A 10,813-nucleotide genomic window follows, 5' to 3' on the forward strand; every position below is an offset into this window, starting at 1 on the left:
CGACAATGTCCGGAATTGGCCCTTCGCGTCATTTCGTTGCCGCGCAGTAAGCTGGTCGGTTTCGGAGAAGAGCAGACATCGAACGGCGGCCGAAACCCGCAGAGTCGGTCGAGAATGACCCGGAGCGGAAATCACGCAACGCTGCCTGCCGCCCCCGGAACGACATGTCTGACTTCAATGGTCAGGTGCGAAAGTGATCGGAACCGCGCGACCTTGGCCCGGTAGTATTGCTCGTTCCGCTCCGTTACCGTCGCCACGGAGACGATAGCGCCAAGATGACCAGGCCCCAACCGCCAGAGGTGAAGGTCGACGAGCTGATCGCCCTCGTTTTCGATTGAACGCTTGAGATTGTCAGCCATGCGGCGGTCCGGATTCATATCGAGAAGAATTGCGCCGGTATCGCGAATAAGCCCGAACGACCAACTGGCAATAACGCACGCACCGACGATGCCTGCCAGCGGGTCCATCCAGAGCCAGCCAAAGGCGCGGGCAAGTAGAAGACCGACAATAACCAGCACCGATACGGCGGCATCCGCCAGAACATGGATAAGAGCCGCGCGCATATTGTGATCTCGCGCAGCCGATCCATGCGCATGCTCATGCTCCTCAAACTGTACAGGATATGTCTGCTCGCCAATCCTGACGTTGGCGCTAAAGGCGTGCGGCTCGGGAATTTCATCAATGGATTCGAGGTAGGCGCCGCGATCCTCGAGTGCGAACAGTTGCCGGGCCCCATCCGGTCGGACCGTCTCGATCGAAGCAGTAGCTGCCGGCAGTCCGGCACTACTTTCCGCGCGGAGCCGGAAGCGCGGCGGCACGCCGTCCTCGAACACCTCCAGAATCATGTCACCCCCATCGGTGGTGATCCGCTGCGTTTCGTCTTCGTCATGGTGGGCGTGATGGCCGTGCCCGTGGCTATGGCCGTGATGGTCGCCGCCGCTGAGCAGCCACGCGCTCGCGACGTTGACCGCAAGTCCAAGAACCGCAATGGGTATCGCTTCGGTGAAATGGATCGGAACCGGTTCGAAAAGGCGACTGATAGCTTCATAGCAGATCAGCAGCGCGATCATCGCCAGGATAATGGCGCTGGTGAATCCAGCCAGATCGCCCAGCTTGCCGGTCCCGAAGGTGAATCGCGGATCGTCCGCGTATCTCCGAGCGTAGGTGTATGCGAGCGCCGCGAGCAATAGTGCACCCGCATGCGTGCTCATGTGAAGTCCGTCGGCAACGAGCGCAATTGATCCAAACAACCAGCCGCCGACAATTTCGGCGACCATCATTGCGCTGCACAGCCAGATCACTGCCCAGGTTTTCCGCTCGCTTTTCTGATGGTCCTCAGAAAGGAACGCATGGCTATGAAGGGCCGGAATGACCGCGCCATTGGTCTCACTCATGGCAATCCTCGTTCGCTTACTTCAGGTACGTCCGCACGACGTCGATCAGGTCGGCGGCACCTCTGGCCTTCTCGGGATCCTTCTCATGTGCGGGATCGACCACGTGATGGCGGATGTGGTCTTCGAGAAGCTCGGCCGTCAACCCGTTCACGGCGCCTCTCACCGATGCGACAAGCATCAGCACGTCGGCGCAGCCGAGCTCGGCTTCCAGCGCGCGCTCGACCGCCTCGATCTGCCCCTTGATGCGCCGAACCCGGCCGACGAGCTTGGACTTGTTCTTGATGGTGTGCGACATACCGACTATTATAGGGGGGTACCCTATATTGATCAAGCTGAATGATGCCGAGCGGACCAAGTATGAAGACGCGATCCCTTCGCAAAGGAGGACTCCTGATCGTGGCGCTGCTATGGACGCAGTCCGCCCATGGGCACGGCATCGCCGGCAACCGCTATTTCGCCGGAACGATAACCTTCGATGATCCCGCCGTTGCCGACGAGCTCATTCTCAGCTATCTCGATTGCCCCACACAGGGGAGCAACGTCGCCGAGAACCGGATCAACGGAGCTTTCGCTCGGCTGCTCACCCCGACTTTGGCGTTCACAATCGACAGCGCGTGGGTCCACCAGAACTGGCCGACAGGCCACACGTCCGGCTTCGACAAGACGAACATCGGTCTCAAATACGAAGCCTACCGTGACAATCGTCACGAAGCGTTGGTTTCGGTCGGCCTTGCCTGGGGCATAGGTCACTCCGGTGCCGTCGCCATCGGCGCTGATGCGCCCCACACGATCCAGCCGGGCATCTTCTTCGGCAAGGGTTTCGGAGATCTTCCAGACTCGTTTTCGTGGTTGCGCGGGTTCGCCGTCACAGGCTCGGTTGTCGACGAAGTTCCGATAGGCTCTGGCGGCACGGCCCTCGCGCCCAATCCCGTGGCCGGCGGATTCAACAACGTTTTCTCGCCCGCCGTCGAGACGATGCACTGGGGTTTTTCGATCCAGTACAGCACCCTCTACCTGACCAGCCGGTTCGACGGCGGACCGCCGAAAGAAGAGCCACTGAACCAATTGGTGCCGCTCGTCGAATTCAGGTTCGACAGTCCCCGCAGTTAACATACTGCTGCGACCGCGAATCCCGGCTTCGCGTATGTGGCGGTGGCTTGGCAGGTGGCCGCAGAAGCGATCAGCCTCCGCATGATGTCGGCGGTGGTGCGACCCGCCATCTGCTGCGGCGTCATCGGGGCTTCGAAGACGATCAGCTTGATGTCGGGCTCGATGTTGAGCAGATCATCCAGCAATTGGCGGCACGAGGAGAACAGCGCGCCCATGCTCGCGCCCTCGCGCGCCAGGCGGAACGATCCCGACCGGGGGGCTTCATCGCTCGGATAACCGAGCGCCCAGCCGGTGCGGGCGGCAAGATCGAGGGCCAGGATGCGGGGCGCGTAGGTCATGCAAAATAGACCTCGCTCGACGCGATCAAGAGCGGCGGATGCGGCGGGAATGACCGGACATCAAACCATTTGAAGTGCGTACCATCCCCGTTGCTGCCGTCGCCCATGCGCAGCGCGCTGCCGTTGCGGGCCTCGCGGATCAGCGCGGCGCGAAATGCCGCGAGATCGATCAGCCACCAGGGCGATATCTCGAAGCCCTCGGTGCTCGCCGCATGCCCATAGAAGAACCAATCGCCCCAGCCGTTGATGATCTTCGACAATTCAGTTTCGGTGCCGGTGTCGCGCTGACACCGCAGCGTGAACTGATGCGGGTACCGCTCGGCATAGCCAAAGGCACGCACACGGACGCCGATGCGAATGTCGCGCCCGATCACGGTCATCAGATCGGCGGCCTGCTTCTGGTCGATGAAGTCAGGAGTCGCGTCGAGCAGGTAAGGCGAGATCAGCCGCTTGACCTCGGGCAAGAAGCGGTCCGACGTCTGCCGGTCGGTTTCATACGGCATCCGCGACCTCCAGGAATTTGGAGATCTCTTTGCCGAACTGCGCAAAGCCGGGATGGGCCTCGCGAGCAAACACGTCCAGCCGCGATCCACCGGTCAGGCGATCTGCTGCGGCGAGCACTGCCGCAGCGAGACCTCGCATTGCCATGCGGGCGATCACTTCGCCGAGGCCTATCGCGTTCGCAAGTTGCTGGATCGTCACGCCCTTGGGTCCGGTGGAGCTACGGAGGCGGCGTCTCGCACAACGCCGTCGCGCGGTGAGGATATGAGCCAACGACCCGCGCCCCAGACCAAGCGCAAGCGGAGGGCTCGGGCATGATAGCGCGCCGGGTCCTCCTGCAATGCCTTGCGGCAGCACTGGCCTCGCCGGTCTTGGCCGATGAGGGTTTCCAGTCGATGTGGGACCGCCGCATCGTGGGCGATGCCGGGGTAGCTCAGTCGGTAGAGCGGCGGATCGAAAATCCGTGCGTCGGTGGTTCGAACCCATCCCCTGGCACCAATCACCGTGTTCGGCTCGACCGCGACCCGGTCTGCGGGAAGCGCGGTCGCCGCTATTTCCACATCGGTCGCCGTCTGTCCTGGAGGTGCCGCCGTGTCGGTTGATGAAGACAAGATCGCCGACAACGTCGGCAGGCTGATTGCGGCATTCCACCTGACCAGCGCGAACATGGATTGCGACAGTGAGGGCGCGGCGCTGGCCTATCTCGTCGCTGAATACGTCGCCTGCTTCGCGCCCGAGCATCAGCAGGAGATGCACGGGCTGTTCGACCGGTGCGTCGCAGACGAACTCAAGCAGATCAACGCGTACCTGCATCGTCGGAAGGGGGCGCACTGATGATGTCCGCCGCGAAAGCGAAAGCCAAAGCACGCAAGAAGCCCGAGGCGCCGATGACCCAGCTTGCCTACACGGTCCCCGAATTCTGCCGCGCCTTCCGCATCTCGGAGCGGCACTACTTCAACCTGCGCGACGAGGGCAAAGGCCCGAAGGAGATGCGCGTCGGTCGCCGGGTCTTGGTCTCCGTCGAGAGCGCGCAGGCCTGGGTCAGGGCGCGCGAGCTGGAGGGCACCTGATGGTCACCACCATCGACAAGCTGCGCTGCGTGCTGCGCGAGCCGCCGTTCCTCAAGGTGGTGGGCCGCTGGGGCGACCGCGACGGCTGCGATCATCGGTCCTACTACGTCGAGGGGCGCGGCTTCGTCCCGGTGACCTACTATCTGCGCGAGGGCGAGACCGAGGTCGAGTGCGGGCGCTGCCACACCCGGCTCGACCCGATGTTCGTCCTGCGGATCATGGCGAGCGAGGAAACACAGTGGTCCCGCTCGCGCGCTAACTACATCGAGGAAATGCAGCGGCTCCGCGACCGCAAGCGAACGAGGTGCTTCCACTGCGGAAAGATGACGGAGATCAGCCGACGATGAACACAGGGGTTATCGCGACCAAGGTCTGCAAGGCGTGCCGACAGGAGAAGCCGCTCGGCGAATTCTACGTGCAGGTGCGCCCCGGTCTCAGGGACGCGACCATGACGGTCTGCAAGGAATGCCACCGCGAGCGTGTGAAGCGCGCGACTGCAGAGCGCAAAAAAAAGTCCCGCCTGAGTTGGCGTGCGAGTCACTCAACCACCTCTGTGCGATCAGTACGCTGCAAGCGATAGCCGTCTTGCGGCACACGCCTTCGTTTTCCCAGTCGGGAATATGGATGGCCTCCTTCTTACGCAGAGTCGCGACGATCTCGTTCACATCAACCTTGGTGACAACGTTCCGTGCCAGAATCTGCGGCCACAGTTGGTCGTACTGAATGGCGTTTGGTTGCGCTGGCGTCAGCTCAAGAATCCTGCGAGCAGCTGCTTCACGCTCGGATTGCAGATATCTGAGCAGGTCATCCGGCCGCAATTCGTGCAGCGACTGAAAGATCTCGCCTTGGTTGCCGATCCAGGTTAGTCATGGCTTTTGACGTATCGCAAGGAAGCGGTGAACTGGCAACAAAATTGCTGGCATCCGGACCTCCTGAGCGGTGCGCTATCCATGTAGAGGGTATAATTTATTCTTTTGAGCCCTGCGGAGGCACAATGGCGGTCGAAACGGAATTGAAATTCCGCATACCGGCGCGCAGCCTGAAGGCACTAACGAAATCGCAGATTGCGGGCGGCAAGGTCGGTGAGCGGACCGAGGGCGATCTGGTGTCGACCTATTTCGATACCGGAAAGCACAAGCTGAAGCGCCATGGCCTTTCGCTTCGCGTGCGGCAAGATGGCGAGAAGCAGATCCAGACGGTCAAGTGGGCGAACGCTGCGCAGTTTGGCCGAGGTGAATGGGAAACAGAGATAGCGGACCATGTGCCCGATCTCGGCAAGGCCGACGGCACGCCGCTCGAGCAATTCGCCCCCAAAAAGCTGCGCCGCAAGCTGAAGCCGATCTTCAAGACCTCCGTCCATCGCATTACGCTACCCGTCCGCACCAAACGGAGCGAGATCGAGCTTGCGATCGACCTTGGCAGCATCATCGCCGGACGCCGATCGAGTCCGGTCAAGGAGCTTGAGCTGGAACTAAAAAGCGGTCGCCTGATCGACTTGTTCCGGGTTGCAAAGGCGATCGAGCGAAAGTCGGGCGCCGAGCTCGATCTGCAGTCAAAAGCCGAGCGCGGGTATGATCTCGCAGGTGGCAACGGCCAGCACATCGTCTTCGCCGAAGCGATCGAGCTGAACAACGACATGACCGTGGACGAGGCATTCCGGGCCATCGCGCGCTCCGCTGTCCGGCATTTTTCGGGAAACGCCGACGCGGTGCGCAACTCCGATCCGGAAGGCGTTCACCAGATGCGGGTCGGACTGCGGCGTCTGCGCGCGGAGATCTCGCTCTTTTCAAAACTCCTGTCCGGCGCCAGTGCGCAGAAAATCAAAGCGCAGCTGAAGTGGTTGACGGGCGAGCTCGCGCCGGCGCGCGAGCTCGACGTGTTTGTGAATGAGAATATCGGGCCAGCGACGCGCGATGCCCTGCTACGCCAGGGCGGCCAGGCCATCAAGCAGGAATTTTCCGAAAGGCGCGATCAGGCGTTCGCGCGCGCAAAAAAGGCGGTCAACTCGGAGCGCTTTCGGAAGCTGCTGATCGATACGCTGCAATGGATCGAATCAAAACAGACCATCGCGACCGATCAGGCGAACATGCCGATCAGCAAATTCGCCACCCATGTGCTCCATCGCCGCATCAGGAACGTGCGCAAGGTCGGGCGCGATCTCGATGAGATGTCTCCCCTTACGCGGCATCGATTGCGAATCAGGGTAAAGAAGATCAGGTATGCGGTCGAATTTTTTGAGACGCTCTTTCCTTCCAAGCGCGAGAAAAAGCAGCTTGCGCGTTTGACCGGCCACTTAAAAAAGATTCAGGATGCCTTGGGAGCGCTCAACGATTTTGTTGCGCACCGGGAGATGATTGTCGATGCGGCGCTCAAGGCGTCGCGTCAGCATCGGCGTGCTCTTGCCTTTGCGTCCGGCGTGGTGATTGGCCGCGAGGATCAGGCGGTGAGGCCGCTGATGAAGGTCGCCGCGAAGGAAGTGCGCACGCTCCCGACATTTTAGCGGGCGCTGCAAGCTACGCTGGCGTTGCCAATCCGTTCGATGCGCTCGGGCGATGAGGAAAGCTGGATGCTAAATCAAGTAACAGCGCGCTTACGCAAATTTTTCGGAATAGCCAGAAAGGAGCATGGCCTACACGCTCCGTTTCGCGTGACGACTCATCGCGGCCATACCGTGCAGACGTTTCAATCGCTCGAATTGGCGCTGGAAGCCGCCGAAGCGTTGGGGCCAGATCACTACGTTATTGACCGGCACGGCTTGCAGATCTGGAACCCGCAAAGAAAATTGCTGCGTGACGAGGAATAACATACGCGGTGGTGACGGCTGTCTTGGAATTCTTGGAAGGCGAACCTGCCCGGCTGCCAACCTAACAAGCTCCACGCTGCTCGCTGATGCCTTTTGTTGTGGTGCATGAGTCTGGAATTGGCCCCAAGCGGCGGTTGGGGGATGTCGGCTATTCCGCGCTGGTAGGGGATAAGCAGACACGCGGCGAAGCGACCGAAAATGGCGGGATTGACCCACTGCCGACATGAGGGGGCAGTGCGACCCGGCCCAATGATTGCGGATAGACGCCGATACTCCTCAGGGCGGGACTCGAAAAGGGGCGCGAGCCAAGCACGCCACGCGGACCGTGCCGCGTTGATTTCGCTTGATGTGCATCAACGCGCCTTTTCGACCAGCCGGGCAGACTAAATGCGCCTTCGTTATGAGCGCTGGATCGTAGCCTTCGGGAACATCCTGTTCCAAAAACAAATCCTCACTCCCGAAGAACTGGCGCTCAAGATGGAGGACGTGAAAGCACGATTTGCCGCCAACGACTCCAACGAGCCCAAGCAGGCCAACCGTGCATGACGTGCACGGCGCCACCGGTTCTCGAACATGCTTCTTCGAGCGCGACCCCGGGATCACGATCGCCCGACGGGCGGCGGCTGAGGGGGTCGGCACGTTGCTCCTCGTGCTCGCCGCCGCCGGGGCGGGCTTGGCGATGGCGCGCTTGCCGGGCGGCAGCCCGGTGCTCACATTGGCGGTGAGCGCTGCGGCCGCCGCTGAAGCCTCATAGCGGCTTTCGTGGCTGTGGGTGGGGGTGTATGATAGCCCCGTCCACCCCCGGTGCGCCCGCGTTGCCGCGAGCCAGCACAGAGGCATGGCGCAAGATGTCTTCTCGGCAGATCTTGGACAGAGAGGAAGATGTCATGAAGATTCGAATGCTGGCGCCACGAGTCATCTCCGCGCTATGCGCGTGCACAATCCTGCTCGATATCGGAGCGGCTCAGGCGCAAGAACCGACCGGTCGGACCAGCCAACCGCTCGTCACGCCCAACCCGCCAATCGATCAGCAGACGCAGGAGCAGTTCGGGCTGCTGACCTTGTCCAATCCCGAAGCCACGTGCAGCGCCTCGATGTTGAATGATTATTGGGCCATCACCGCGGCCCATTGCGTCTTCTCCTTCTTGACGACCTGCCCGCAATTCGCGGCGAATCAGATTTCGCTGACCGCGAACTGGCCAGGGAACACCAAGACTGTCCAGGCACGGCAGGTTATCCTGTACGGCAGAGCGACGACTTGCCCCCCACGCCTGGGCACGGTCGGTCCCAGCGACGTTGCCCTCCTCCAGGTCGGGCTACACGATTTCGTCCGGTCAGATGCCGGGCCCATGAAACTGGATGACCAACGGCCAATGGCCAACCTGGGCATCAGGGGCTATGGCCGAGGCATCAACGCACTGGCATTTCAGGTGGGCCCGGTCCCAACGCCGACTAACTTGGACGGCAAATTCCGGTGGGCCGATTTCGTCATCTTACCCAATACGATCCTCCCTAACTCGTCTGCTCCGCCGAGCTGGTATTCTTTCCCCGGGACCAGCGGCGCGACTGTGGCGGGAGGCGACAGCGGCGGCCCGTCCTACGTTCAGGACTGGGACGATCCGTTCTCAATAAACCGTAAACTCGAATACCATCTTATCGGCGTGCATTCCGGTTGCAACACCACATGCCTTCCTGGCCAATCGTGCAATTTTCCCAATCCCTGGACCTGGGTGTCCTCGGTCTCCCAGTGTACTGACGCCGCTATCCTGCCGCTACGCAGCCAGATCCTTGCGGCCATCGAAGCGGTTCCCCCGGATACCACGCAGGTTGGTACATTTCCTCCCATCCCGGAATCGGTGCTGAGTCAAAAGAGGGCGCTCTACGCCAAAAGCATTGATGAACCGCTGGTCGCACCGCCCGACGCCGCGATCGATGTCCAACTCACGTTCTTGAGATGCGACGCGTCCCTGCAGGGGTGTCCGACGACACCCGACCTCCAACAATGGGCCTACGACCCTGCAACACACATCCTGTTGCACGTGCCAAGCGGCAAATGCGTAAATATTTCTGGCGCGCGGCAGGATGCGGGCTCCCCGATCATCCTGTATCCTTGCAGCGGCGGTGCGAACGAAAAATGGTCGCTCGTCAATGCGGCGACGACCCTTTGGTCGATCAAGAGCGACCTGACCGCGATGTGTCTCCAGGCGGTACCGGGTCATGCGGCATCGGGGGGTCAGACACCGATCGGCGACGTGGTGGTTCGGCCCCCGGCGGCCGCGTTGGTTCAGATGCCGTGTGATGGGGGTAACGCACAGCTATTCGCCGACGTAAGCCGCTACGAAGCCGAGCACGCGGGCCCTCACTGACGCCGATTTCAGCGATCGATGCCGCGCTTCTCCCGGTGATGGGATGGGCGTGCGGCAACGGACGGCTTGGGCTGCCGCGGCGTAGCACGCCCTCAACGGTCGCCTTCTCGGACCAAACCTCAACGCGCTCGGGCTGACGCTCCCAGAAGTCCTTGCAAACCCGCTCGACCTCAAATTTGATTTGCTGGATCGTCACCGAATGGCTGCGGGCAAAGGGACTGCTGAAATGAAGAGAACAGTGAAGCGAAGGGTGCCGGTCTTTGTCGAGACCTTCGATCACCGAGGCACGACGGTCCGCATTGAAGAGTGGCCCACGAAAAACGGCGCAAAAATCTATGTTGCTCACTATACGGATGCCAGCGGCAACCCGTGCGAGCTTGCGCCGTTCTTCTCGATTGAGGCGTGCCGGGATAGCTTCAAAAAGCAGCTCGACTTCCGCGCATGACCGACGAGCCTTCATTACCGCACTGGACCGCTCTCGCACCGCAACGACATGGCGTGACGTCCGCGCTGCACATCAATCAGCGCATCATCAGCACTGCAGCGCCGTCATCAGCACCGCAACGTTATCATGAGCGCACCTGATGGGAGGGGGGACTAATCTAAATTTAGGCCGCCCCCGCACAGCCGAGCGCGGGCGCGCTAGTCGGCCTCATCATCGCTTTCGGAGAGATCTCAGGCGGCCACTTCAATCCGCTCATCACTGGGCTGCAATGGCTCGCGGGCGAACGCCCGCTTTCTTGCATGGTCGCCTATGTCGCGGCTCAACTTATCGGCGGCATCTTGGGAGCGCTGACTGCGAGGTTACTGTTCGACATCGGTGGACCGACGTCGGAGCCGCAGATGGTTACCTGGCGATTGGCTCTAAGCGAGGTCGCGGCCAGTGCCGGCCTGATGACCGTGGTGTTCGCCTGCGCTCGGAGCGGACGGAAGGACGTGGGACCATTCGCGGTTGGAGCCTGGCTATTTGCGGCGATAGTCGCGACCCCATCCACCTCTTACGCAAACCCGGCAATCGCGGTCGCTGCGCTCTGCACGGGAGGGCCAATCGCACTGTCCCTCTCTCAGGCTCTGTTCTATGTCCCGGCAGAGATCGTCGGGGCCCTGATCGCTCTAGGGTCTGTACTCAATAAGGATTCCCAGGACTAAGGGATTGTGATTCAAGCTTTCCAGCACATGGAGGCTTGGATGGCAAAGCAGGCTTACTGGCTGAGCGATGCGGAATGGCAGC

At 61.3% G+C, this 10,813-nt stretch carries 16 protein-coding genes, 1 tRNA gene and 1 pseudogene; 13 read left to right on the forward strand and 5 right to left on the reverse strand.

Going from position 1 to position 10,813, the window contains the following annotated elements; genetic code table 11:
• Window positions 1–131: 131 nt before the first annotated feature.
• Entirely contained in the window at window positions 132–1,394 is a 1,263-nt protein-coding gene (gene dmeF, locus AC630_RS36565) for a CDF family Co(II)/Ni(II) efflux transporter DmeF (RefSeq protein ID WP_074123247.1), read from the reverse strand.
• Between the two features lie 16 nt (window positions 1,395–1,410).
• A complete protein-coding gene (locus tag AC630_RS36570) occupies window positions 1,411–1,689 on the reverse strand; it encodes a metal/formaldehyde-sensitive transcriptional repressor (protein WP_074123248.1) in 279 nt (92 codons plus the stop codon).
• A 62-nt stretch (window positions 1,690–1,751) separates the two neighbouring features.
• Here AC630_RS36570 and AC630_RS36575 point away from each other — a divergent pair, with 62 nt between their 5' ends.
• Window positions 1,752–2,504, forward strand: a complete 753-nt coding sequence (locus AC630_RS36575) for a hypothetical protein (RefSeq protein ID WP_074123249.1) — start codon at window positions 1,752–1,754, stop codon at window positions 2,502–2,504.
• Here the strand turns inward: AC630_RS36575 and AC630_RS36580 are convergent.
• The 3 genes from AC630_RS36580 to AC630_RS36590 are packed head-to-tail and all read right to left on the reverse strand — an operon-like array spanning window position 2,501 to window position 3,544.
• Window positions 2,501–2,842: a hypothetical protein gene (locus AC630_RS36580; protein WP_074123250.1), complete on the reverse strand. Its 342-nt coding sequence runs from the start codon at window positions 2,840–2,842 to the stop codon at window positions 2,501–2,503. The genes AC630_RS36575 and AC630_RS36580 overlap by 4 nt on opposite strands.
• Window positions 2,839–3,345, reverse strand: coding sequence for a hypothetical protein (locus AC630_RS36585; protein ID WP_074123251.1), 507 nt, complete (start codon window positions 3,343–3,345; stop codon window positions 2,839–2,841). The genes AC630_RS36580 and AC630_RS36585 overlap by 4 nt, the downstream gene beginning before the upstream one ends.
• Window positions 3,335–3,544, reverse strand: coding sequence for a hypothetical protein (locus AC630_RS36590; RefSeq protein WP_074123252.1), 210 nt, complete (start codon window positions 3,542–3,544; stop codon window positions 3,335–3,337). The genes AC630_RS36585 and AC630_RS36590 overlap by 11 nt, the downstream gene beginning before the upstream one ends.
• 221 nt (window positions 3,545–3,765) lie before the next feature.
• Here AC630_RS36590 and AC630_RS36595 point away from each other — a divergent pair.
• The 12 genes and pseudogenes from AC630_RS36595 to AC630_RS48540 all read left to right on the forward strand — a co-directional run.
• Window positions 3,766–3,841 (forward strand) — tRNA-Phe (locus tag AC630_RS36595).
• A gap of 6 nt (window positions 3,842–3,847) precedes the next feature.
• A complete protein-coding gene (locus AC630_RS36600; RefSeq protein WP_143198587.1) occupies window positions 3,848–4,177 on the forward strand; it encodes a hypothetical protein in 330 nt (109 codons plus the stop codon).
• A gap of 2 nt (window positions 4,178–4,179) precedes the next feature.
• Window positions 4,180–4,413, forward strand: coding sequence for a helix-turn-helix domain-containing protein (locus tag AC630_RS36605; RefSeq protein WP_245330628.1), 234 nt, complete (start codon window positions 4,180–4,182; stop codon window positions 4,411–4,413).
• The gene (locus tag AC630_RS36610; protein WP_074123254.1) at window positions 4,413–4,760 is read left to right on the forward strand and encodes a hypothetical protein; all 348 of its coding nucleotides are present in this window, start codon (window positions 4,413–4,415) and stop codon (window positions 4,758–4,760) included. The genes AC630_RS36605 and AC630_RS36610 overlap by 1 nt, the downstream gene beginning before the upstream one ends.
• 521 nt (window positions 4,761–5,281) lie before the next feature.
• Window positions 5,282–6,913, forward strand: coding sequence for a CYTH and CHAD domain-containing protein (locus tag AC630_RS36620; protein WP_245330629.1), 1,632 nt, complete (start codon window positions 5,282–5,284; stop codon window positions 6,911–6,913).
• 66 nt (window positions 6,914–6,979) lie between these two features.
• Entirely contained in the window at window positions 6,980–7,216 is a 237-nt protein-coding gene (locus tag AC630_RS44670; protein WP_143198588.1) for a hypothetical protein, read from the forward strand.
• Window positions 7,217–7,603: 387 nt separating this feature from the next.
• Window positions 7,604–7,762 (forward strand): nitrile hydratase subunit beta, encoded by a 159-nt coding sequence (locus tag AC630_RS44675; RefSeq protein WP_143198589.1) that lies wholly within the window; start codon window positions 7,604–7,606, stop codon window positions 7,760–7,762.
• Complete coding sequence (locus AC630_RS36625; RefSeq protein ID WP_143198590.1) at window positions 7,755–7,970, forward strand: hypothetical protein; 216 nt, start codon at window positions 7,755–7,757, stop codon at window positions 7,968–7,970. The genes AC630_RS44675 and AC630_RS36625 overlap by 8 nt, the downstream gene beginning before the upstream one ends.
• A 133-nt stretch (window positions 7,971–8,103) precedes the next feature.
• On the forward strand, window positions 8,104–9,582 hold the full coding sequence (locus AC630_RS36630) for a ricin-type beta-trefoil lectin domain protein (protein ID WP_167561350.1): 1,479 nt from the start codon (window positions 8,104–8,106) through the stop codon (window positions 9,580–9,582).
• 199 nt (window positions 9,583–9,781) lie between these two features.
• Window positions 9,782–10,027, forward strand: a complete 246-nt coding sequence (locus AC630_RS36635) for a hypothetical protein (protein WP_074123259.1) — start codon at window positions 9,782–9,784, stop codon at window positions 10,025–10,027.
• Entirely contained in the window at window positions 10,024–10,167 is a 144-nt protein-coding gene (locus tag AC630_RS45920; protein WP_167561351.1) for a hypothetical protein, read from the forward strand. The genes AC630_RS36635 and AC630_RS45920 overlap by 4 nt, the downstream gene beginning before the upstream one ends.
• Before the next feature lie 57 nt (window positions 10,168–10,224).
• Window positions 10,225–10,731: pseudogene (locus AC630_RS48540) on the forward strand (aquaporin); the annotation flags it as partial.
• Between the last annotated feature and the right edge of the window lie 82 nt (window positions 10,732–10,813).

Origin of the sequence: Bradyrhizobium sp. AS23.2, from assembly GCF_001908185.1 — a bacterium.
Taxonomy (GTDB): Bacteria; Pseudomonadota; Alphaproteobacteria; order Rhizobiales; family Xanthobacteraceae; genus Bradyrhizobium.

Coding starts and splice junctions, on each gene's coding strand:
- dmeF (WP_074123247.1), bottom strand. CDS start 1,394: ATGAGTGAGACCAATGGCGCGGTCATTCCGGCCCTTCATAGCCATGCG.
- AC630_RS36570 (WP_074123248.1), bottom strand. CDS start 1,689: ATGTCGCACACCATCAAGAACAAGTCCAAGCTCGTCGGCCGGGTTCGG.
- AC630_RS36575 (WP_074123249.1), top strand. CDS start 1,752: ATGAAGACGCGATCCCTTCGCAAAGGAGGACTCCTGATCGTGGCGCTG.
- AC630_RS36580 (WP_074123250.1), bottom strand. CDS start 2,842: ATGACCTACGCGCCCCGCATCCTGGCCCTCGATCTTGCCGCCCGCACC.
- AC630_RS36585 (WP_074123251.1), bottom strand. CDS start 3,345: ATGCCGTATGAAACCGACCGGCAGACGTCGGACCGCTTCTTGCCCGAG.
- AC630_RS36605 (WP_245330628.1), top strand. CDS start 4,180: ATGTCCGCCGCGAAAGCGAAAGCCAAAGCACGCAAGAAGCCCGAGGCG.
- AC630_RS36610 (WP_074123254.1), top strand. CDS start 4,413: ATGGTCACCACCATCGACAAGCTGCGCTGCGTGCTGCGCGAGCCGCCG.
- AC630_RS36620 (WP_245330629.1), top strand. CDS start 5,282: ATGGCTTTTGACGTATCGCAAGGAAGCGGTGAACTGGCAACAAAATTG.
- AC630_RS44670 (WP_143198588.1), top strand. CDS start 6,980: ATGCTAAATCAAGTAACAGCGCGCTTACGCAAATTTTTCGGAATAGCC.
- AC630_RS44675 (WP_143198589.1), top strand. CDS start 7,604: ATGCGCCTTCGTTATGAGCGCTGGATCGTAGCCTTCGGGAACATCCTG.
- AC630_RS36630 (WP_167561350.1), top strand. CDS start 8,104: ATGAAGATTCGAATGCTGGCGCCACGAGTCATCTCCGCGCTATGCGCG.
- AC630_RS36635 (WP_074123259.1), top strand. CDS start 9,782: ATGGCTGCGGGCAAAGGGACTGCTGAAATGAAGAGAACAGTGAAGCGA.
- AC630_RS45920 (WP_167561351.1), top strand. CDS start 10,024: ATGACCGACGAGCCTTCATTACCGCACTGGACCGCTCTCGCACCGCAA.